Origin of the sequence: Malaciobacter mytili LMG 24559 (genome assembly GCF_003346775.1) — a bacterium.
GTDB classification, from domain to species: Bacteria; Campylobacterota; Campylobacteria; order Campylobacterales; family Arcobacteraceae; genus Malaciobacter; species Malaciobacter mytili.
Genome location: NZ_CP031219.1, coordinates 1 through 23,048, shown reverse-complemented (window position 1 = coordinate 23,048; position 23,048 = coordinate 1). Strand labels below are relative to the sequence as shown.

At 25.4% G+C, this 23,048-nt stretch carries 24 protein-coding genes and 1 other RNA gene; 8 read left to right on the top strand and 17 right to left on the bottom strand.

Features of this window, described 5'->3' with window-relative positions:
* Positions 1-58 precede the first annotated feature (58 nt).
* Together AMYT_RS00125 and purB are read right to left on the bottom strand one after the other, a co-directional pair.
* A complete protein-coding gene (locus AMYT_RS00125) occupies positions 59-2,443 on the bottom strand; it encodes a ribonucleoside-diphosphate reductase subunit alpha (RefSeq protein WP_114840551.1) in 2,385 nt (794 codons plus the stop codon).
* 28 nt (positions 2,444-2,471) lie between these two features.
* Positions 2,472-3,803 carry an adenylosuccinate lyase gene (gene purB / locus AMYT_RS00120; RefSeq protein ID WP_114840550.1) on the bottom strand — a complete coding sequence of 444 codons (1,332 nt, stop codon included), beginning with the start codon at positions 3,801-3,803 and terminating at the stop codon, positions 2,472-2,474.
* A 126-nt stretch (positions 3,804-3,929) separates the two neighbouring features.
* Here purB and AMYT_RS00115 point away from each other — a divergent pair, with 126 nt between their 5' ends.
* Positions 3,930-4,826, top strand: coding sequence for an RluA family pseudouridine synthase (locus tag AMYT_RS00115; RefSeq protein ID WP_114840549.1), 897 nt, complete (start codon positions 3,930-3,932; stop codon positions 4,824-4,826).
* A 32-nt stretch (positions 4,827-4,858) separates the two neighbouring features.
* Positions 4,859-6,766 carry a sensor histidine kinase gene (locus AMYT_RS00110; protein ID WP_114840548.1) on the top strand — a complete coding sequence of 636 codons (1,908 nt, stop codon included), beginning with the start codon at positions 4,859-4,861 and terminating at the stop codon, positions 6,764-6,766.
* Here the strand turns inward: AMYT_RS00110 and AMYT_RS00105 are convergent.
* Both AMYT_RS00105 and AMYT_RS00100 read right to left on the bottom strand, forming a co-directional pair.
* Complete coding sequence (locus AMYT_RS00105) at positions 6,763-7,182, bottom strand: YqaA family protein (RefSeq protein ID WP_114840547.1); 420 nt, start codon at positions 7,180-7,182, stop codon at positions 6,763-6,765. The two genes, AMYT_RS00110 and AMYT_RS00105, sit on opposite strands and share 4 nt — an antisense overlap.
* Complete coding sequence (locus AMYT_RS00100) at positions 7,182-8,099, bottom strand: DMT family transporter (RefSeq protein ID WP_228197871.1); 918 nt, start codon at positions 8,097-8,099, stop codon at positions 7,182-7,184. The genes AMYT_RS00105 and AMYT_RS00100 overlap by 1 nt, the downstream gene beginning before the upstream one ends.
* Before the next feature lie 146 nt (positions 8,100-8,245).
* Between AMYT_RS00100 and ffs the strand changes: the two genes are divergently transcribed.
* An RNA gene (gene ffs, locus AMYT_RS00095) (signal recognition particle sRNA small type) lies at positions 8,246-8,342 on the top strand.
* A 28-nt stretch (positions 8,343-8,370) separates the two neighbouring features.
* Here ffs and AMYT_RS00090 read toward each other — a convergent pair.
* The 6 genes from AMYT_RS00090 to queF form a co-directional block, all read right to left on the bottom strand.
* Positions 8,371-9,075, bottom strand: coding sequence for a pirin family protein (locus AMYT_RS00090; protein ID WP_114840546.1), 705 nt, complete (start codon positions 9,073-9,075; stop codon positions 8,371-8,373).
* Between the two features lie 3 nt (positions 9,076-9,078).
* Entirely contained in the window at positions 9,079-9,840 is a 762-nt protein-coding gene (locus AMYT_RS00085; RefSeq protein WP_114840545.1) for a DODA-type extradiol aromatic ring-opening family dioxygenase, read from the bottom strand.
* A gap of 37 nt (positions 9,841-9,877) precedes the next feature.
* Entirely contained in the window at positions 9,878-10,447 is a 570-nt protein-coding gene (locus AMYT_RS00080; protein WP_114840544.1) for a YceI family protein, read from the bottom strand.
* Between the two features lie 56 nt (positions 10,448-10,503).
* Positions 10,504-10,956: a MarR family winged helix-turn-helix transcriptional regulator gene (locus AMYT_RS00075; protein ID WP_114840543.1), complete on the bottom strand. Its 453-nt coding sequence runs from the start codon at positions 10,954-10,956 to the stop codon at positions 10,504-10,506.
* 85 nt (positions 10,957-11,041) lie between these two features.
* Entirely contained in the window at positions 11,042-11,641 is a 600-nt protein-coding gene (locus AMYT_RS00070) for a helix-turn-helix domain-containing protein (protein WP_114840542.1), read from the bottom strand.
* A gap of 9 nt (positions 11,642-11,650) precedes the next feature.
* Positions 11,651-12,028 (bottom strand): preQ(1) synthase, encoded by a 378-nt coding sequence (gene queF, locus AMYT_RS00065; protein ID WP_162919515.1) that lies wholly within the window; start codon positions 12,026-12,028, stop codon positions 11,651-11,653.
* Positions 12,029-12,164: 136 nt separating this feature from the next.
* On the opposite strand from queF, the gene AMYT_RS00060 reads away from it, so the two are divergent.
* The gene (locus AMYT_RS00060) at positions 12,165-13,199 is read left to right on the top strand and encodes an NAD(P)-binding domain-containing protein (RefSeq protein WP_114840540.1); all 1,035 of its coding nucleotides are present in this window, start codon (positions 12,165-12,167) and stop codon (positions 13,197-13,199) included.
* A 12-nt stretch (positions 13,200-13,211) separates the two neighbouring features.
* Here AMYT_RS00060 and AMYT_RS00055 read toward each other — a convergent pair whose 3' ends face one another.
* The 3 genes from AMYT_RS00055 to AMYT_RS00045 all read right to left on the bottom strand — a co-directional run bounded on the left by AMYT_RS00055 (position 13,212) and on the right by AMYT_RS00045 (position 14,383).
* On the bottom strand, positions 13,212-13,511 hold the full coding sequence (locus tag AMYT_RS00055) for a hypothetical protein (RefSeq protein ID WP_114840539.1): 300 nt from the start codon (positions 13,509-13,511) through the stop codon (positions 13,212-13,214).
* Between the two features lie 74 nt (positions 13,512-13,585).
* The gene (locus AMYT_RS00050; RefSeq protein ID WP_114840538.1) at positions 13,586-13,900 is read right to left on the bottom strand and encodes a hypothetical protein; all 315 of its coding nucleotides are present in this window, start codon (positions 13,898-13,900) and stop codon (positions 13,586-13,588) included.
* Positions 13,901-14,002: 102 nt separating this feature from the next.
* Entirely contained in the window at positions 14,003-14,383 is a 381-nt protein-coding gene (locus AMYT_RS00045) for a VOC family protein (protein ID WP_114840537.1), read from the bottom strand.
* 49 nt (positions 14,384-14,432) lie between these two features.
* Here AMYT_RS00045 and AMYT_RS00040 point away from each other — a divergent pair, with 49 nt between their 5' ends.
* From AMYT_RS00040 to AMYT_RS00025, 4 genes are all read left to right on the top strand, one after another.
* Complete coding sequence (locus AMYT_RS00040) at positions 14,433-15,239, top strand: AraC family transcriptional regulator (RefSeq protein WP_114840536.1); 807 nt, start codon at positions 14,433-14,435, stop codon at positions 15,237-15,239.
* 42 nt (positions 15,240-15,281) lie between these two features.
* Positions 15,282-15,911, top strand: a complete 630-nt coding sequence (locus AMYT_RS00035; protein ID WP_114840535.1) for a LysE family translocator — start codon at positions 15,282-15,284, stop codon at positions 15,909-15,911.
* 7 nt (positions 15,912-15,918) lie between these two features.
* A complete protein-coding gene (locus AMYT_RS00030; RefSeq protein WP_114840534.1) occupies positions 15,919-16,767 on the top strand; it encodes a helix-turn-helix domain-containing protein in 849 nt (282 codons plus the stop codon).
* A 91-nt stretch (positions 16,768-16,858) separates the two neighbouring features.
* The gene (locus AMYT_RS00025; protein ID WP_114840533.1) at positions 16,859-17,548 is read left to right on the top strand and encodes a nuclear transport factor 2 family protein; all 690 of its coding nucleotides are present in this window, start codon (positions 16,859-16,861) and stop codon (positions 17,546-17,548) included.
* A gap of 16 nt (positions 17,549-17,564) precedes the next feature.
* On the opposite strand, the gene AMYT_RS15055 is transcribed toward AMYT_RS00025, so the two are convergent.
* The 4 genes from AMYT_RS15055 to dnaA form a co-directional block, all read right to left on the bottom strand.
* Positions 17,565-18,083 (bottom strand): hypothetical protein, encoded by a 519-nt coding sequence (locus AMYT_RS15055; protein WP_228197870.1) that lies wholly within the window; start codon positions 18,081-18,083, stop codon positions 17,565-17,567.
* Positions 18,084-18,154: 71 nt separating this feature from the next.
* A complete protein-coding gene (gyrB, locus tag AMYT_RS00015) occupies positions 18,155-20,470 on the bottom strand; it encodes a DNA topoisomerase (ATP-hydrolyzing) subunit B (RefSeq protein WP_114840532.1) in 2,316 nt (771 codons plus the stop codon).
* Between the two features lie 32 nt (positions 20,471-20,502).
* Complete coding sequence (dnaN, locus tag AMYT_RS00010; RefSeq protein ID WP_114840531.1) at positions 20,503-21,573, bottom strand: DNA polymerase III subunit beta; 1,071 nt, start codon at positions 21,571-21,573, stop codon at positions 20,503-20,505.
* A gap of 158 nt (positions 21,574-21,731) precedes the next feature.
* A complete protein-coding gene (gene dnaA / locus AMYT_RS00005) occupies positions 21,732-23,048 on the bottom strand; it encodes a chromosomal replication initiator protein DnaA (protein ID WP_114840530.1) in 1,317 nt (438 codons plus the stop codon).

Sequence of the window (23,048 nt, the reverse complement as noted above, 5' to 3'; positions counted from 1 at the left end):
TAAATTTAAATCTATTTTATTGTGTTTTTTTAAAAGTTTGTAGAAGTGAAAGGTCATCTTATTGACAACCTGCACACTCCATACTTCTATCTTCAACATCATTATTTGCTTCTGGAGATTGACTTCTTAGGTAATATGTAGATTTTAAACCTAACTTCCAAGCTAAAGTATAAATCTCATGTAAATATTTTCCACTTGCTTTATTTAAGCTCATAAAAATATTTGTACTTTGCCCTTGATCTATCCATTTTTGTCTAATTGCAGCAGCTTTAATAATATCTGTTTGCTCTACATCATAAGCAGGAATATAATACTGCCATGTTTCAGGACTTAATCTTGGAACAACTACAGGGATAAGACCGCTTAAGTTCTCTTCATACCATTTTCTTTTATATACAGGCTCAATTGCTTGAGTAGTTCCCACTAAAATAGAAATTGATGAAGTTGGAGCAATCGCCATTAAGTATCCATTTCTCATACCATCTTTTTTAACTTGCTCTCTTAATGCTTCCCAATCATATCCACTATCAAATAAATCTTTATTTATTAGGGCATTTACAGCCTGTGGAGCATGGTCATGAGGCATAATTCCTTTTGACCAGTTTGAACCATCAAAAGTAGGATAAACTCCTTTTTCCACTGCTAATTGGCTACTACTTTTAATTGCATTATATGAAATAGCTTCCATAATTGCATCAATTTTCTTAAAGTGTTGCTCACTTCCAAACATAATTTGTTGTTCAGCTAACATTTGAGCTTCACCCATAACACCAAGACCAATACTTCTTGATTTTAAGTTAGTTGCCTTTACTTTTCTTAATGGATAAAAATTTAAATCAATTACATTATCTAACATTCTAATAGCAGTTGGAACAACTCTTTGAATATCTTCATTAGTATATATTTTAGATAAATTAATTGAAGCTAAATTACAAACAGCAGTATCTCCATCAATTTTCTCTTTTTCTACAATAAATACTCTTTTACCATTTATAGAATCTAAAGCCGTAACTTTATTAGCTCTTTTTTCTTGTCCTGCATCAACTTTGATAATATCACTTTCTTCATATGTTTCAACAGTACCATCTTCAAACTCTAATCTAATTTTATAATAATTAGGGTTTGTATTTTGGAAAATTTCTGTACATAAGTTTGAACTTCTAATATGTCCCACATGTGCGTTTGGATTTGCTTTATTTGCATTATCTTTAAAACACAAAAAAGGGCTTCCTGATTCAAAATATGAAGTTAAAACTTTTTTCCATAAATCTTTAGCTTTCATTGTATCTTTTGTAATACTATCATCTTGCTCATATTCCATATATCTTTTTTTGAACTCTTCTCCATGAAGTTCTGATAAATCTTTTACTTCATATGGATCAAATAAAGTCCAATGAGAATCTTCTAAAATTCTTTCCATAAATAGATCTGAAATCCATAAAGCAGGGAATAAATCATGTGCTCTTCTTCTTTCTTCACCAGAATTTTTCTTTAAGTCAATAAAATCAACTATATCCATATGCCAAGGCTCAACATATACTGCAATTGCACCTTTTCTAGTACCTAATTGATCAACAGCAATTGCTAAGTCATTTGTAATTTTTAAAAATGGAATTGTTCCTCCAGCAGCATTTTTATGGTCATCAATAACTCCACCTAATGCTCTAATTTGGTTCCAATCCCAACCAATACCACCACCATATTTAGATAATAGTGCCATCTCTTTATATCCATCAAAAATTCCCTCAATATTATCAGGACTCGAACCGATATAACAAGATGAAAGTTGATGTCTATTTGTTCTTGCATTTGATAGTGTTGGTGTAGCTAACATTACTTCAAATTTTGAAATAACATCATAAAACTCTTTTGCTTTTTCTTGTTTATCTTTTTCATCTTGAGCTAAGAACATAGCAATAGCCATAAACATATGTTGTGGAAGTTCTATTGGCTCAGCTTTTCTATTTTTAATTAAATATCTATCATATAAAGTTTTAATTCCTAGATAATTAAATAAATAATCCCTACTTGGGTCAATATATTTATTTAAATCATCTAAATCATATCCAGCACCTAAAGCAGGAAGTAATCTTCCTGCATCAATTCCAAACTTTATATAATCTTTTAAATGACAATATGGCTCACCTTTTATACCATGAGTAGCTTTTCCTACTCTATGATATAAATCAAATAAAAAGAGTCTTGCAGCAACAAAAGTCCAGTTAGGAACATCAATATCAATTTTTTCAACGGCAGTTTTAATAAGTGCATCTTGAATATCTGAAGAACTCATTCCATCAACAAATTTAATTTGCGCATCAAGTTCCAATTCACTCTGACTTACACCATCTAAATCTTTAGTTGCATCAATAGTCATTTTTTGGATTTTAGTAATATCTAAAACCTCTTTTCTCCCATTTCTTTTTTGAATCATAATTGCCATTTTGTTGCCTTTATTTGTCTAAAATTTATTATTTGTTAAATACTCTATTAAAAATTGCATCTACATTTTTAGTATAATAGTCAAAATTAAAACATTCTCTTATTTGCTCTTCGCTTAAAGAATTTCTTAATTCTTCATCAGATAAAAGGTATTGTAAATATAAAGATTCACCTTTTTCATTTGTAGTTGGTTTCCCCTCTTGTAATCCTTCCCAAACTTTCATAGCATTTCTTTGTACAATTTTATATGCATCTTCTCTACTAACACCAGCTTTTGGTAGTTCTAATAGTACTCTTTGAGAAAATACTAATCCACCAGTTAAATTTAAATTTTTCATCATATTTTCAGGCATAACTGTTAAATTAGCAATTACATTATTCATTCTATGTAACATAAAATCACAAGTAATAAATGCATCAGGTAACCAAAATCTTTCTGTTGATGAGTGTGAAATATCTCTTTCATGCCATAAAGCAACATTTTCCATAGCAGGGATAGTGTAAGCTCTAATAATTCTAGCAAGACCTGTAATATTTTCTGTTAAAATTGGATTTCTTTTATGTGGCATAGCTGAAGATCCTTTTTGACCTTTAGCAAAAAACTCTTCACATTCATAAACTTCTGTTCTTTGCCAATGTCTAACTTGAACAGCAAATTTTTCAATAGAACTAGCAAGTAATCCTAAAGCCGAAGCAAGTCTTGCATATCTATCTCTTTGAATAACTTGATTTGAAGCAGGTGCAGGTGCAAGACCTAATTCAGCACAAGCAAGTTCTTCAAGTTCTAAAGGTGCATGAGCAAAGTTACCCATTGCTCCAGAGATTTGTCCAACACAAATTACTTTCATAGTTTGTTCTAAGTTTTCTAAATGTCTAGCCATTTCATCATACCATACTGCAAGTACAAGACCAAAAGTAATAGGTTCTCCATGAATTCCGTGGCTTCTTCCTACCATTAAAGTAAGTTTGTGCTCTTGTGCTCTTTTTTTAATTGATTCCATCATCATTTTTACATCTTCAATAATGATTTTTAAAGAGTCTCTCATTTGTAAAGCAACTGCTGTATCAACCGTATCTGAAGAAGTCATACCATAATGAAACCATCTTGACTCATCACCTAAAGTCTCAGCTACACTTGTAGTAAAAGCAATTAAGTCATGTCTAGTTACTGCTTCAATTTCATCGATTCTTTCAACAGAAAATCCAGCATTTTCTACGATTTTCTTTGCATCCTCATCAGGAATTAGACCTAACTTATTCCAAGCTTTAACTACTGCTTTTTCCACATCTAACCAAGCTTGATATTTTGCTTGCATTGTCCAATTAGAACTCATCTCTTCTCTTGAATATCTTTCAACCATCTATTAGTCCCTTGTTTTCATTTTTATCGAAATTTATTGCTTTTTTTAGTATGATATATTAACTAAGTTAGCCAAAAATTTTTATTAAAATTTGGTTAATTTAAACTTAATTTCTAGGAAAAGTTTGTGCCTTTTATTTTAAAAAAATATGATGCTATTATTGGCAAAAAAATACAACAATTCTTATTGCATGATTTAAAGTTAGGCCCTAAATTATCGCAAAAGTATATAGGAAAGGGAAGAGTATTTGATGAAGATTTTGCCCCTTTTAAAAGCAGTGATATAATTAAAACAAACTGTATATATATTGCCCAGTTTGAAGGTCATACAAGAGGACTTAATCCCTTAATTGAATTTGAAGATTTTGCCCTTTTTGATAAACCTACAAATTTAATGGTTCATCCAATTTCAAAAAAAACACCATACTCTTTACTTGATGAGATTCGTTATCATTTTGGAGAAGATGCAAATCTAGCCCATAGAATAGATGCAGAGACTTCAGGACTTGTAATAGTAGGAAAAACTAAAAAAAGTGAAATTGAACTAAAAGAGATGTTTTTAGAAAAAAAATATAAAAAGTCTTATTTAGCAATAGTTCAAGGCAAAATTGAAAAAAGTTTAACTATTGATTTAAAACTTCAAAAAGAAGGAAAAGCTATTGGAGTTAGAATGCAAGCAGGAGAAAAAGGTAAAGAATCTTGCACAATTGTAAATCCTATTTCATATAATGAAAAAAAAGACCTAACACTAATTGAAGCAATACCTCTTACAGGAAGACAACATCAAATAAGAGTTCATTTATATGCTATTGGACATAAAATTTTAGGAGATCCAATATATGGAATAGAAGATGAAATAGCTGAGAGCTATTTAAATAAAACTTTAGCAGATGAAAAAAGAGAAGAAATTACAGGAAGTTATAGACTTTGGTTGCATGCTCAATATTTGGAATTTAACTACAAAAATATTATTTATAAATTATATTCAAAAAATAATGAAATAAAAAGGGCATTTTACATGTAAAAATTAATAATTAAAATATTATAATTTCCGCTATGTTAAAAAATAATGAAAAAAAGATTTTACAAATTATAAAATTTGCTCCTATTGTATTTATACTTTTTCTATCTACACTTACAACCTATTTGCTTATTTTAAATAATCAAACTTTATGTGAAGAAGATATAAAAAAAATAGAAAAAGAGTTTATTAATAACCAAAAAGAGCAAATAAAAACTGAAGTTACAAAAATATATGAATATATAGTTTATGAAAAAAATAAAAGTGAAGAAAGACTAAAAAAACAATTAAAAAGCCGAGTTAATGAGGCACATAATATTGCTACAAATATATATAAAGAAAATAAATTTAAAACTAAAAATGAAATTTTAAAGATGATAAAAGATGCCCTAAGAGAGATTAGGTTCAATGAGGGAAGAGGGTACTATTTTATTCATGATATAAAGGGAAACAACCTTTTATACCCACTTGATATAAAACTTGAAAATAAAAACTACTTAAATTTAAAAGATACAAATGGATACTATTTTGTAAAAACTATTGTAGATGTAATAAAAAATAAAACAGAAACTTTTGATACTTATTATTGGAGTAAACCCACAAATGAGGGAGAAAGGATTTATAAAAAAATCTCTTTTTATAAATATTTTGAACCTTTAAATATCTCTATTAGTACAGGGGAATATTTAGAAGATTTTGAAAAAGATTTAAAGAAAAATATTTTAGAGTATATTGATAAAATAAATGAAAAAAATAAAAGATATATTTTTATTTTTACCCATAAAGGTGAGATAATTATCCATAAACCAACTAATTCACATCTAAAAGTTGATAATAGTAAAACTACTGAAAAAGTAAACCTTTTAAATGAAGTTATAAAAATTGCGAAAAATAAAAAAGGAGGTTTTATAACATATAGTGATAGTCTAATTTACAATACTTCATTAATAAATTATAAAACCTCTTATGTAAAAAGCTTTAAAGAGTGGGAATGGATTATTGGAAGTGGATTTTATATAAAAGAGTTAGAACCGCTAATAAATAAAAGAAAACAACAACTTTATATAGATAATAAAACCTATGCTATAAATATTATAATTATTAGTCTTTTAATAACTATTGTTTTATTAATTATCTCTTTTTATATTTCTAAAAAAATAGAAAAAAGATTTACAAAATACAAAGAAAAAATATATAAAGAGATAAATAAAAATAGAAAAAAAGATTCCCTATTAGCTCAACAATCAAAAATGGCATCTATGGGAGAAATGATTGGAAATATTGCACATCAATGGAGACAACCTTTATCTTTAATTTCCACAATTGCAAGTGGAATGAAAATGCAAAAAGAGTTTGGATTATTAGATGATAAAGAGTTTGAAAATAATATTAATAATATTACAAAAACTACGCAACATCTTTCAAAAACTATAGATGATTTTAAAAACTTTTTTAAACCAAATAAAGATAAAGAGAGATTTAAAGCCTATAACATTATAGAAAAAAGTTTATCTTTAGTTAGTGCACAGTTTAAATCTAGAAATATTGATATAATAAAAGATATTGAAAATATTGAGATTTATGGTTTAGAAAATGAACTTATTCAAGTATTAATCAATATTTTAAATAATGCAAGAGATGAACTAATAAAAAATGATTTTGAACCAAAACTTATTTTTATTTGCATAAAAAAAGAAAATAACCAAGTAAAAATTAAAATAAAAGATAATGCTGGTGGAGTACCTATAAAGTTCCTAGATAAAATATTTGAACCATATTTTACTACAAAACATCAAACTCAAGGAACAGGAATAGGGCTTTATATGAGTCAAGAAATTATTGTAAAACATATGAGTGGAAATATTGAAGTTGAAAATATAGAGTTTATGTATGAAAAACAACACTTTAAAGGGGCACAATTTACAATTTCTTTACCTTTTTAAATTAAGGCAAGTGTTGTAAGAGCTAAAAATAAATATCTTAAAAATTTGGCTATTAAAACTATAAATATAAACTTTTTAATATTATATTTTAAAACTCCTGCAATAAAAGTAAGAGGATCACCAATTATAGGCATCCAAGATAAGAATAAAGATAAACTTCCATATTTATCAAAAAATCTTTTATATTTTTCTATTTTTTCTTTATTTAAAATCTTTTTATTTTCCAAATACTCTTCACCTTTTAAACCCAAAAAATAATTAACTAATGAGCCTAAAGTATTTCCTATTGTGGCAAAAAAAAGTAATAAAAAAAGATTAAATCCTTGATTTATATTATAAACTAATAAAGCCTCACTTCCCATAGGAAAAAGTGTGGCTGAAATAAATGCTACAAAAAAAAGAGTTAAAAAAACCATCAAATAGCTTTAAAAATTTTATATATTGTTTTTGGTATAACTATTTTTACTTGAGAAATAAACACTCCAAAAAGTATAATAAATGAAGCAAATATCTCCACATAAGTTAATCTTTCATTTAAGATAAAATATGCCAAGATTAAAGTAAATACAGGTATTAAGTTTATAAAAATTGAAGCTTTTGAAGCATCAATTTTTGTTAAAGCAAAGTTATATAAAGCATATCCACCCAATGTTGCGAAAACTCCAAGGTACATTGTCCATAAAAGACCTTCTAAACTAAAAACAAAAGGTGTAACACTTAACTCATAAGCTGCAAAAGGAATAAAGAAAATCACACCCACAAAAGCTTGAATTGCTGTTAGAAATATAGCTGAAAATTTATATGTTAAATGTTTTGCTACAATTGTATATCCAGCCGCACAACACATAGCAAGAAATTCTAAAAAATTTCCTAACATAGGATTTGGAGCAGAAAGAGAAGAAGTAGCTTCTAAACTTAACCAAACTGCACCAAAAACTGCTAAAAAAGACCCAAAAATAAACTGTTTTGAAACTAACTCTTTTAAAATAAAAATTGCTGCAATTGAAGTGAGAAGAGGCATTAAAGAAGTAATCATACCCGCTTGTGAAGCAGTAGTTAATTGTAAAGCTTTTGCTTCAAAAATAAAATATAAACAAGGCTCAAATAAAGCTAATAGTAAAATATATCCAATATCTTTTTTTGTAAAATCATACTTTAAAAACTGTTTTATAAAAAATATAAAACATAATGCAGCAAATACCATTCTACCAAATATTACAGTATAAGGTCCATAGTGTTCCATAGCTGATTTTAATCCTATAAATGTACTTGCCCATATAAACATTGCAAAAATCAATGAAAATATTCCTAATAAGCTAAATTTTTTTTCCAAATTATTCTCTTCTTGTAAAAGTAAAGTGCATTTATATCCAAAAATTGTTAAATTCCCTCTTTTTTAAAATATGTTTTAAGATTTTTAAGATATAATACGCTTTCAAAAGAGAAGCATTGAAAGTATAGTGGTACTTTGAATGCTCTTCTTTAGACCCTTGCAATCGTTATTTAAGACAACGCCCCAGGATGGGAACATAGCAAGGCACCTTACTTAGTGGTGTGCTTGGGTATCTGGAGAAGAGTGCTTTAAAAGCACTCTTTTTTTTTGCTTAATTTTTAGCCATTTCTATAAATAAAAAATGCGAGTTGCTAATAGCTTTTATATCAATTTTTTCAATATCTAAAATTTCTAAAGCATCTCCTTCTTCTAAAAGAATTTCATTAATACTTGAACTTCCTTCAATTTGAACAAAATATATTTGTCTATTATTGTCAAGTTTAAATAAAGAGTTAGTACCCTTTGACATTTCATTTACAAAAATATTAATATCTTGATATATTTTAATTTTACTATTGCCATTTTCAGAGGATACTATTTTTAAAAATTTATCTTTTCTTTCTTCTTGTTTATATTTACAAGAACCATAAAGTCTAGGTAAAGAGTTCTGTGGAGGTATAATCCAAATTTGTAAAAGCCTTAAATTTTTTGATTTATGCATATTATGTTCACTGTGATAAATACCATCTCCAGCGCTTAAATATTGAACTTCACCTCTTTTTAGTACTTCACTATTTCCCATAGAATCTTTATGAGTTAATTCTCCATCAATAACATAAGTTATAATTTCCATATTATTATGAGGATGAAAATCAAAGCCACTTACAGGCTCAATAATATCATCATTTAAAACTCTTAAAACTCCAAAATTAACATTATTTATATTTCTATATTCAGCAAAAGAAAAATGAAATCTACTTTTTAGCCAACCATGATTTGATAAATACATACTATCTTTTGGTATTTTTTTTAACATATTTTATCCTTTAAAAATATAGCTTTTCATTGAAATATTTGAGTAAATAAACTCTTCATTAAAAGCTTGTGCCTTATAATCATTTGTTGTACCTAATGCTATAATCAAAGGTAAAAAATGCTCAATTGTTGGATGATTTATATTAAAATTTTCTATATTTTTAAACTCTAAAAGAGTTTGTATTTGACCATTTTTTAATAATTCTTCTATTTTTTTATCAAAATTATAAGCATATGGCTTAACATTTACATGATATTTAGGGTAAATATCTAATAAATTATGAGTAATTGAACCACTAAATATTAATAAAGCTTCATCTTTTAAAACTCTTAACTTCTTTCCTAAATTAAAAAGCTCTTGTATAGTAAAATTTAAAGGTAAACTAAGATTTATAACAGGAACATCAAGCTTTTTATACATCATTGCCAATATAGTCCAAACACCATGATCATAACTATCTTTACTACTTTTATATATATTTAAATCTGTTAATTTTTCTAAAACTTCATTTGTTATTTCTTTATTACTTGAAAGTTTATATTTATAGTTATATAACTCTTCTTCAAATCCATAAAAATCATACATTATTTTATTTGCATTTGAACTAATTATCTCCAAATTTTTTGTAGTCCAATGGGCAGAAATTATTAAAATATATTTTGGTTTATCTAAACTTTTTGCTAAATTTTGTAAATTTATTTTTGTTTTTGAATCTTTTAAAATAGTATTTGGAGCACCGTGAGAAATAAATAGGGAAGGAAACATAAAAACTCCTTTATATTGGGAGTTATACTCCCAATAATTATTTAGCTAAAATACCTTCTAGCTCTATTTCTAATTTAACAGTTTCACCAACTGCAACTCCACCAGCTTCTAAAACTTTATTCCAAGTAATTCCATAATCTTTTCTATTTATTTTACCATTTAAAGCAATACCAACTCTTGTATTCCCCCAAGGATCTTTCACCATTCCATTATCTTCAAAATCAAGTTCAACATCCTTTGTTACACCATGCATAGTAAGTTTACCAAATGCTTTATCACCATCAATTTTTTCTAATTTAAAAGTTATTTTTGGAAATTTTTCAACATTAAATAACTCTGCTGATTTTAAATGTCCATCTCTTTTTTCATTTGCTGTATTTATTGAAGAAACTTCAATATCCCCATTTAAACTCTTCAAAGTATTTGTTTTTTCATCATATTCAAAAACCCCTGTAAATTTATCAAATTGACCTTTTACATTTGAAATCATCATATGTTTTACTTTAAATCCAACATGTGAATGACTTGTATCAATATTATATGTTCCTGCAAAAAGTGCACCTGAAGCTAAAATAGAAGCTAAACCTAATTTTAAAAATTTTGTCATTTCTTATCCTTTTTTTTATTATTTATTACTAATTAGTATTATTTAAACAAATTTTTTTAATTTGTTTTATAAACTTTATCCAATAATTCATATAAAGTCTCTAGTTCTTCATCACTTAAAACTTCCATACAATTTTTTAGATTAATAGAGTGTTGAGGGAATACCTTTTGTATTATCTCTTCACCTTTTTGTGTTATTGTTAATATGGAAGCTCTATTATCATTTGGATCTTTAATTGAAGTAATCCAACCATCTCTTTTTAGATTTTTAATTACTACAGTTATATTTCCTGGTGTACTCATTGTAAGTTTTGTAATTGCACTTACATTTAAATCACCTCTATGATAAAGCACTTCTAAAACTTTAAATTGATTAAAAGTTAGATTATGTTCTGCTAAATAGTTTACCATTATGTTATAGATTTTATAACTTACTCTATCAAGTCTTACAACAGTTTTCATAGCTTTATCTGTTCTTGTTCCATAACTTTTTAAACTTGTTTTTTGCATAACATCCTCCACTTTTGAAATTATACTACTAATTAGTAGTATTTGTCAAGTAAAAAAACTTTTTTTATAAAAATTAAAGTATATTTTATAAAAAGTCTTTAAAATCACTATCTTTAATTAATATTTTTTTAGTTTGTTTATTATAATAAAATCTACTATCTTGATTTTTAATTCCATTTATTATTATAGATTTTATATAAGTATCAGATTTTCCATAAGTTTTCATAAGTTTAGTAAACTCTAATAAACTTAAATATTTTGGCTGTTTTTTAGGTTCAGTTTCCTCTTGAGAACTTATTTGAATTTGAGGTTTATATATTGAACGCATTTCATTAAAAGCACTTTGTAAAAGTTGTATTTCTCTATTAAATACTTCAATAATTCTTTTTTGATTTTTTTCCAATCTTTTTATTTCTGAAGTATATTGATGTTTCATCCATTTTATATTTTTTTTTAAAAGTGAAATTTGTTCATCTTTTACTTTTATAATCTCTCTTATTTCAATAATTTCAACAGGTTTTTCATCAATATTTGATTTATCTTGTACATGTTCACTAATATAAACATAGGTTTTACCTGATTTTTTAATTGATTTTAATTGATTATTTTTAATTCGATAGTGAACACCTTGAAGAGAGAGCCCAAGAATTTGAGCTGCTTGAGATGTAGTTACTAATCTCTCCAAGAATTATCCTTACATTTTTGCGCTGTCAATTTCTATAACAGTATGAACATTTCCTCTTGGTTTAAAATCAGCAACAACTTTCATCCATCTTGGTTCTAAATTTTTATATAAAGTATCAAAAATTTCATTTGCTGAATTTTCATGAGAAACTTCTCTAAACATAAAAGTATTGATATATAATTTTAATGCTTTTAATTCAATAAGTTTTTTATTTGGTGTATATTGTAATTTAATTGTTGCAAAATCAGGGTAACCACTTCTTGGACATTTTGCCATAAATTCTGGTAATTCAATATCTATAATATAATTTTTTTCATTGTTGTTTGGCCAATAGTGTTCTTTACTGTTAATATCAAATTCAACAATCTCTTTTTCACCATATTTCATTTCCATTTAAATAACCTTTTAAATATTAAATTTTGCCCATTTTATCAAAAAAATACTTACAAATATAGTAGGTTGAAGATTATCTTAATTTTAGCTATAATTTTAAAATTAAATCTTAAAATAAAGAAGTAGTTTAATGAAGTCAAATATTTATGATATTGCCATTATAGGTGGAGGACCTGGAGGAATAGGTACAGCAATTGAAGCTGTTATTCATGGGGTAAAAAATATTTTATTAATTGAAAAAAGTGATAATCACTCAAATACAATTAGAAAATATTATAAAGATAATAAAAGAGTAGATAGGGACTGGAAAGGTCAAATTATTGAACTTGAAGGAAATGTGGAATTTGTAGGAGGTACAAAAGAGAGTACTTTAGATTATTTTAATACTTTACTTGATGAAGAGAGAATTGATACAGCTTTTAATAGTGAAGTTGAATCTATTATTAGAACTCAAGAAGAGGGTGAGGATATTTATTTAATAACAACTTCAACTCAAAGTTTTAAATCAAAATCTGTTGTAATAGCAATAGGAAAGATGGGCAAACCAAATAAACCTTTATATAAAATTCCAGCTTCTTTAAAAGACTATATAAATTTTAATTTAGATAAATGTACTAAAAATGAAAAAATCTTAGTAGTTGGAGGAGGAAACTCTGCTGCGGAATACGCCTATGACCTTGCAGTTAATAATGAAGTAACTTTAGTATATAGAAAAGATAAATTTACAAGGCTAAACCCTGAAAATGAAAAAATTTTAAGAGAGTTTAATGGGCAAGAGTTATTAAGACTTAGATTAAATACTGATATTGAAAGTTTAGAAAACTTTGAAGGAAGAATAAAAGTTAATTTTAATGATGGCTATTTTACTATCTATGATAGAATTATTTATGCCATAGGAGGAACTTCACCCGTTGATTTTTTAAAAAAATGTGGTATTGAAGTAAATAGTGAAGGAAATCCAATTTATGATGAGCATTATAGAACAAACTTACCTTGTATGTATGTGGCAGGTGATATAGCTTTTAATACAGGAGGCTCAATAGTTGCAGCACTTAATCATGGCTATCATATAGTAAACTCATTTTTAAGAAGAAGAGGAAAAATATACTCTTATACTAATAAAGTAGAAGAGTATTTTAAAAATAACCCTAAAGAAAAGTGTTAAGAAAAATTTTTCTTAACACAAAGTACAATCCATATATCTTTCATCCTTTTGACAAACTACACATTTAGTTAAGTTTGATGGAGGAATTTCTCTTTTTACTGTACTTTTAGGATTATTTAAAGCCATATAGCTTACATTTAAAACTGGATCAAAAGATAACTCATTAGCTAAAGCAGTATCTATATTTACATTTTTTGCAACAGCTCTTCTTACAATCATAGATTCACTATTTGCTAACATTTTTAATTCATTTATACAAGTACTATTAAAAGCTTTATTTAATTTTTCTACCACATCAAACGTAATACTCATGTCTTTATTATTTTTCCTTATTTTTTTTGGAATTATAATAAAACAAAGTAATACAAAAGTATTATTTCTAAAAATTATCTAAAAATTTTTTTATTTTCACAATTTGTACAATCTAATTCTCTTTCATCTTTTTCGCAAAGGACACAATTAGAAAGTTTGTATTGTGAAAAATCTCTTATTTTTGTACAATTTGGATTTTTAGTAGCCATATAACTTACATTTAAAACTGGATCAAAAGCTAAAATATTTGCCATACTTTCATCAATATGTTCATTTCTAGCTAAAGCTCTTCTTACAATCATAGATTTAGTGTTTAATAATGGTTTTAAAGAAGATAAATCTTTACTATTTTTTGCTATATCAAGTATTTCATTTAATGAAAGGCTCATATATAATCCTTTTGAATTAAAAATTAAAAATATCTTAAAATTATAACATAAATTTTAAATTTTAAAATATTTTTTTTATGTATTTTTTAATTTTTTACAAAATTATTTATAATTTGATAACTCAATTAGATTAAAATCAGGATCTCTTAAGTAAATTGACACTATTTTTCCAATAGCTCCAGTTCTATGAACAATATCACTTTCTAAAATGACACCTTTGTTTTCTAATTCTTTTTTAATTTCATATAAATTTCCATGAACAATAAAACATAAATCTGCACTTCCTGTTTGTACATTTTTAGCTTTTGGTTCAAACTCTTTTCCTTTTTCATGTAGGTTTATTTTTTGGTTTCCAAATTTTAATGCAACTCTATTTTCTGCAAAAATCTCTTTTTCCATACCTAATATTTCAGTATAAAAATCAACTGTTTTATCAATATTCTTAACTGTTAATACCAAATGGTCTAATCTATGAATTTTCATAATAACTCCTAAAAGATTTTTTTATATAATACAGAAAAAATGAAAAAATATGAACAAAACTAAATTTTTAAAAAATAAAGAGCTATCTTTTATAGAACTTAGATACTCAAATTCTTCCTTATGTTATAAAGAACATATACATGAAACTCTATCTATTGGGGCTATAACCAATGGAAAAAGGCAATATTCAAATAAAAACAATACTTATATAATCTCAAAAGGAAATTTGGCAATAGTAAATCCAAATACAATTCATAGTTGTAATAGCATAGATAATGAAAAAAGCAATTATTATATGCTTTATATAGACACAAATTGGTTATATAAGGTACAAAAAGAGCTAAATCCTACACTAAATAGCTTTTTACCTTTTAAAAAAGAGATATTAGAGGATAAAGAAATATTCAATGAATTTATTAAACTTTGTAAAGTACTTTTATCAAATGAATTTTATATTAAAAAAGAATCTCTTCTAATAGAGTTTATTACAATACTTTATAAAAAATATTCAGATTTACAAGAAAAAGAAAAAGAAATAAATTATAAAGTTGAAAATATTATTAAATATTTAAAAAAGAATATAAAAGAAAATATCTCCTTGGAAGATTTATCAAAAGAGTTTAATCTTTCTACATTTTATATAATTAAACTTTTTAAAAAGCAGCTAAATACTTCTGTATATTCATATTTTATTAATCTTAAAATAGAATATGCAAAAAATCTTTTAAAAAAAGATTTTTCTATAGTTGAAACAGCTTTAGAATGTGGTTTTTATGATCAAAGTCATTTTCATAGAAACTTTGTAAAATTAGTAGCAACTACACCAAAAGAGTATAAGAACAATTTTGTACAATAATTTTTAAAAAAAATCATATAAACTTCATTAAAAGGAGTTTATATGAATCTTGAAATTTTTATGCAAGGCTTTATACCCCTTGCTCTTGCACATTTTATTGCACTATTAAGTCCTGGAGCTGATTTTTTTATACTTGTTTCAACAACTTCAAAAGAAGGAAAAACTTCAGGAATTCTAACAGCTAGTGGAATAGCATTTGCAAATGCTATTTATATAATTTTAGCACTATTTGGAATAATGCTTATTTTAAATAATCCACTAATTTTTATCTCTATTAAAATTTTAGGGGCTATTTATTTACTTTATATTTCATATCATTTAATAACTTCAAAAAAAAGAGAACTTTTTAATAAAAACAAAATAACTTTAAAAAAAAATTTATTAAAAAGTTTTATAAAAGGGTTTTTAAGTGCTATTTTAAATCCTAAAAATTCAATTTTTTATTTTACTATGTTTTCAATTTCATTAAATGATAATATACCTTTTAATTATCAAATACTTTATGCCATTTGGATGTTTTTAGCTGTATTAATTTGGGATATTTTTATAGTAATTTTAATAAATGCAAAACAAAATAGAGAATTTATTCAAAAATACTCAAATAAAATTGAGAAAATATCAGGGATAATTTTAGCCATGTTAGCTTGTATTATAATTTTTAATAGTTTATAATCTATTTATGCAAAATTTACCTAAAATAGATTTTTTAAAAGATTTAGAAAAACTTGGTTTTGAAATTTTAAGCTTTGAAGAGTTTTTTAAAAATATAGATTTAAATACCCATTTTATGACTAAGCCTCATAAAATAAATTTTTATAATATTTTATACTTTAATAAAACACAAGATAAACATTTTGTTGATTTTGTAGAGTATAAAATTAAAAATAATCAGCTAATATTTATATCTAAAGAGCAAGTTCATGCTTTTAGTAAAAACATAAAACATAAAGGCTTTATTATTCTTTTTACTGAAGAGTTTTTAAAAAGAAACTTTATAACTAAAGAAAAGTCTATTTTTAATATCTGTTTAAAACCTATTATTCTTGAAGATTTAAATAGTGAATTTGAAACTATTTTTAAACAATTATATAGTGAGTACAAAAAAGAAAAAAGTCTATATAAAGAGAAAATCTTAGCCATTTTACTAAATTATCTTATTTTAAAATATGAAAACTCTTTGCAAGATAAGACTATAAATCAAAAACATAAACTTATTTTTGAAGAGTTTAAAGAACTAATTTATAAAAACTACTTTGAAAATAAAAATGTAAGTTTTTATGCAAAGTACTTAAAAATTAGCTCAAAACACCTAAATACAATAACAAAAGAGTTTGTAAAGCTTACTGCAAAACAACTAATTGATAGTTATTTAATATTAGAAGCAAAAAGACAACTTGCCTGCACAAATAAACCTATAAAAGAAATAGCATTTAATTTAGGCTTTTATGAAACAACGAACTTTATAAAATATTTTAAAAAACATACAAATATTTCTCCTAGTAAATTTAAACAAAATTTTACTATTTAGTTTCATATTTACCATTTTTTATCCTATTTATACCTTTATATTTTTCATTTAAAAATTTATAATTTTCAAAATTTTTTATATAGGAGTATAAATGAAAAAATATATATTAATTAGTTTTATTATTCTTTCTGCTATTAATATTTATGCAAAAGAGCTTTCAAACCAGCAAAAAGTAGTTGAGCTTTTACAAAAAGCTTTTAATACAAAACCAGATAGATCAGTATTAAAATATATTAATACTAAAAAGTATATTCAGCATAATTTATATGCACAAGATGGTATTGAGGGTTTAAAAGGTTATTTAGACTACTTAAAAGGCCAAAAAATACAAAATAAGGTAATAAGAGCCTTTGAAGATAAAAACTATGTTGTAGCTCACTCTTTTGTAACTCAAGAAGATAAAAACTATAAGGTTATTGATATTTTTAGATTTGAAAATAATTTAATAGTAGAACATTGGGATAATACTGAATTAGTAGAAGATATAGAAGAATTAAAAGGTGAAGTAAAAGTAATAGATAAACAAAAAACTTTAAAAAATAAACAATTAGTACAAGCTTTTATTAAAACTAAAATTTTAAGTGCAGATTATTTAAAAAATCATATGATTTTAGGGCAGGGTAATTTTATTTTAGCAGTTAATGAAACTTATATAAATAATAAAAGATTTTCTATTTATGAGTTATTTAATATTAAAAACTCAAAAATATATAACTCTTGGAGTATAAAAGAGGAAATTTTACCACTTAACCAATGGCAAAATGAAAATGGAAAATTCTAAGATGGCTTTTGCCATCTTAAATTTCTTTTATTTTTCTATTTATAATTCTTTGTATTTCTTTATTTATCATCATTGCAGAATGCACATTTTTATTTTCATTTGCTATTGAAGCTACTACTTTATGGCATTTTTCGCAAATAAAATCCACTTTACTTACAGTTAAAACAAAGTTTGAAGTAGTATCATCATAATAAAGTTCTTCATTGCAAGTAGGACAAAAGCATTGTAAATTAACTATTTTATCTTTATGCCAACTCCATTTCCATTTAACATCATAAAAAGTATCTTCTGTATATTTACATCTATTTTTTCTAATTAATTTAATAGTAATAAAAATTATAATTGGAAAGCATAAAACAAAAATTTGAGCCCATAAAGGATAATTTTGTATATATTTATTATAAAAATCTACAATTTTATTTTTAAATAAAACAACTGTATCCAATAATGGAATAGGTAAAAATATAAGTAATAAAAATAAAATAAATCCTATAATTATCTTAGCTTCATAAGATAATAATCTTTTTTTTCTCATATAATCCTCAAATTTTAATGAAAACAGTTTTTGAAAGTATTAAAATTGTAAAAAAGAGAATTTTCTCTTTTTTACACATCTAAGTGTTCTACGTCTTTTGCGTGTTCTTCTATGTAGTTTCTTCTTGGTTCTACTTCATCACCCATAAATAAAGTAAATGTATCACTTGCAATTTCAGCATCTTCAATCTTAACTCTTAGAAGTCTTCTATCTTCAGGAGTCATTGTAGTTTCCCATAATTGCTCTGGGTTCATCTCTCCAAGACCTTTATATCTTTGAATATAAGCACCTTTTTTAGCTAAATCTTCAATATCTACTAAAACATCAATTAAATCTCTACCTTCAAACATAGAAATATCTCTTTCAATAAGTTTTGAGTAAATATATGTTGCTTCACTAAAATATGGTGATGCAAATAACTCATCATCAATAACTAATTCTTCTAAACCTTCATTTGTTTGAACAAATAATTGAATTCTTTCACTAGTTAATGTTTTAGATAAAATGTTATAACCTCTAGTTTCTAAAAAGTTTTTAACTTCTTCATATAAAGTACTAAAATCTAATTTAACTAAATCAGAATTTTCAATTAAGTGTTTTAATACTTCAACTAAAGAGTATCTTTTTTCCAATTGTAATAACATACCTCTATATCTTGAAACTGTTTTAAATAAATCAACTAAGTCATTATAACCTAGACCTTCAAATGTAAATGATTCTAAACCATTTTCAATTAAGAAATTAGATAAAGCTGTATCATCTTTTAAATATGTCTCATTTTTACCTTTTTTATATCTATATAAAGGTGGTTGTGCAATATATAAATAACCTTTTTCAACAACTGGTCTTAAAAATCTAAAGAAAAATGTTAAAAGAAGTGTTTGAATATGGCTTCCATCTACATCCGCATCCGTCATAATAATGATTTTATGGTATCTAATTTTTTCTTCATCAAAATCTTCACCAATACCACAACCAAGAGCAGTAATAATATTTCTAATTTCATCAGATTTTAAAATTTTATCAAGTCTAGATTTTTCAACATTTAAAATCTTACCTTTTAATGGTAAAATTGCTTGGTAAACTCTATCTCTACCTTGCTTTGCTGAACCACCAGCTGAATCTCCCTCCACCAGATATAATTCTCTAATTGCAGGATCTTTACTTTGACATTCAGCTAATTTACCAGGTAAAGTTCCAACTGTCATTGCATCTTTTTTTCTAGTTAAATCTCTAGCTTTTTTAGCTGCTTCTCTTCCACGTGCAGCCATTAATGCTTTTTCCATAATAGCTTTTGCTGCTGTTGGATTTTCTTCAAAATATTTATCTAATTGTTCACCAGCTAATTTTTGTGTAATTGGCTTAACATAAGAAGAACCAAGTTTTCCTTTAGTTTGTCCTTCAAATTGTGGTTCAGGAACTTTTACAGATACAACAGCAATAAGACCTTCTCTTACATCATCACCTGTAATTTTAGTATCTTTTTCTCTTGCATTTGCATTTGCATTTAAGTATTTAACAATACTTCTTGTAAGTCCAGCTTTAAATCCAGCTTCATGTGTTCCACCATCAATTGTTCTAATATTATTTACAAAAGAAATAGTTTTTTCTGTATATGAAGAGTTATATAAAAGTGCTATATCAACCTCTACATCTTCTACTCTATCAGAAAATGCAATTGGTTCACAAAGTGCAGTATCTTTATTTAAATCATTAACAAATTGAGCAATACCACCTTCAAAGTGATATACTTCTTTAACTTTTGTTCTTTCATCTTCTAAAGTAATAGATATAATAGGATTTAAATATGCTACTTCTTTAAATCTTTTAGCTAAAGTTTCAAAAATATATTCAGATACCTCAAAAATAGAATCATCAGCCAAAAATTCAATAGTAGTTCCAGTTTTTTTAGTTTCACCAATAACTTCAAGAGGAGATTTAGGAATACCACAAGAAAACTCTTGATAATGAATTTGTCCTTCTCTATAAATTGTCATTCTTAAATCTTTTGATAAAGCATTTACAACAGAAACCCCAACTCCGTGAAGACCTCCTGAAACTTTATATGTATCTTTATCAAATTTTCCACCTGCATGAAGAACAGTTAAAACAACTGTTGCAGCACTAATTTTTTCAGTTGGGTGAATAGCTGTTGGAATACCTCTACCATCATCTGATACTTTAATCCAATTATCTTTAGTAATAGTTACTTTAATATTTCTACAATAACCAGCCATTGCTTCATCAATAGAGTTATCAACAACTTCATAAACCATATGATGAAGACCATTAAGATTTGTATCACCGATATACATACCTGGTCTTTTTCTAACAGCTTCAAGACCTTTTAAAACTTTAATATTACTAGCACCGTATTCTTGACTCATATATCTATTTCCTTTTATAATCTATTCTATGTTTATTTTTCTAAAACTATTGGCATTACAATTGTAAAGAATTTTTCATCTTCTAAATAAAATGGTAAATTAGATTCATTAAATCCAATAGCTACATTTTCATTTTTTGTTAAACTTAAAAAGTCTAATAAATATTTTGCATTTACTGCTAAATAGAAGTTGTTTTCAATATTTAAATTAATATCAATTTGTGTTTTTGATTCACTATCTTCATCTAAACTTTCAAAGATAATACAATTACTACTAAATGTAATTTTAATATTTGAAAATAGTGATGTAACTAATTTAATTGATTCAATTAACATATCTTTTGGTAAAGAGAAGTTATGTTTTAAACTCTTTGGAATAATTCTATCATAATCAGGAAATTTTCCATTGATTAGTTTTGTAAAGAACTTCATTTTATCATTTGAAATAATTAAGTTTGTATCATCATATGAAATATTTGCATCATCTAAGAAAAGTTTTTGAATTTCAATAATTGCTTTTTTAGGAATTATAAATTGATTTTCACTATTAGAGATATTTTGAAGATGAGATACTGCTAATCTTCTAGTATCTGTAGCAACAAAATTTATTCTATTACTTTTTATATCAACTAAAGCACCATTTAATTCAAATTTAGGATTATTGTTATCAATAGCAGGTGTTATCTTTCTAATTGAATTAATTAAATTTAACATACTAATATCTAATTTATTTAAATTATCTGGTTTTGCTAATGATGGAAATTCATTAGGATCATACATTGGTAATTTAAATGTAGATTTATTTTGTTTTATTACTAAATTATTCTCATTTGATTCAATAATAATTTCTGATGCTTTTAATCTTTTTAATATACCTAATAAATTTGCACCATTAACTGTTGCTTTTCCATTTACACTTTCATTTAGTTCATCGATTTGAGACTCTAATCCAATTTCATAATCTGTAGCTTTTAATATTAATTTATCATTATTAACTTCTAAATATATATGTGAAGTAATTGAACTAGCATCTTTCTTTTCTAAGAAAGGTTGCATTGATGAAACAATATTTTCAATAATTTGTTTTGTGATGATAAATCTCACTTTATACTCCTCTTATTATTTCTTTAATTTAGTGGTAGCAGTAGAATGTGTGAAAAGATGAAAATACATTAGAAACTTCCATTTCATCGGACGAAATGAAAGTGAACAAAAAAATGTTTATATTCACACCTTTTCACACAAGGCTCTAAAACTTATTTTTACCACTCCTTATTTATTATCTTATTTTTAAGATTTTCAATGATTAATTTAAAGTTTTCGTCTTTTTCTATTAGCTCATTTGCTTTTTTAATATTATGTGAAATAGAGCTGTGATCTTTCATACCTAAAAACTTTGCAATATCTGGCATTGAGTTATGTGTTAATTCCCTTGCAAGATATATTACAACTCTTCTTGCATTGGCAACTGTTGCAGTTCTTTTTTTAGATTTAATATCACTTGGTTTAATATTTAACTCTCTTGCTACTATATTAATAATATCAGGAAGTTTTATATTCTCTTTATTTTCTTTAATTTGCTCTTTTAATAAACTTTGTACAAGTTCTAAATTAATCTCTTGATTAAGTAAAGAAGCACTTGCATTAATTCTAATAAGAACCCCTTCTATTTCCCTAATTGAACTATCTAAATTAGTAGCAATAAAGTTAATAATTTCCCTACTTAAATTAATTCCATTAAGTTCAGATTTTTTTTCAATAATTGCAATTTTAGTTTCAAGTCCAGGTATTTGAATATCGGCTGTTAAACCCCATTCAAATCTTGATTTTAACCTATCCACAAGTCCAGCTATTTGAGAAGGTAATCTATCTGAAGTCATAACTATTTGTTTTTTTGCATTATGAAGTTCATTAAATGTATGAAAAAACTCCTCTTGAGTTTGTTCTTTTCCACTTAAAAACTGAATATCATCTATTAATAAAACATCACATTTTCTATATTTATTTCTAAAATGTTCCATATTTTTATTTTTAATAGAGAAAGTAAAATCATTCATAAACTGTTCAATAGTTACATAAATAACTGTTTTACCTTGCTGAATTGCATCATTACCTATTGCTTGTAAAAGGTGAGTTTTACCTAATCCTGTTCCTCCATAGATAAATAATGGGTTATATTGAATACCAGGCTTTTTTGATACAGCAAGTGAAGCATTATATGCCATTTGATTTGATGTTCCAACAACAAATGAATCAAATGTATAAGAAGGGTTTAAAATAGTACTTTCAGCATTATCCCCTTTTAGTTTTTCAGTAATTATCTCTTTTTTACTCTTTTTTTCACCAGCAACTTTTATCTCTATTTCTGGTTTTGTTCCATCAATAGTTTCAAAACAGTGCTGAATAAGGTTTTTATATTTACTTTTTATCCAAGAAGCAATATATTTATTATTTACTTCAAATATAGCTATATTTTCATCAGATGAAATTTTTTTATATACTAGTTGTTTTAAGTATCTGTTATAATCTAATGCTGTTGATTCTTCTTTGATAATTGCTAAAAACTCTTTATTTGTCAT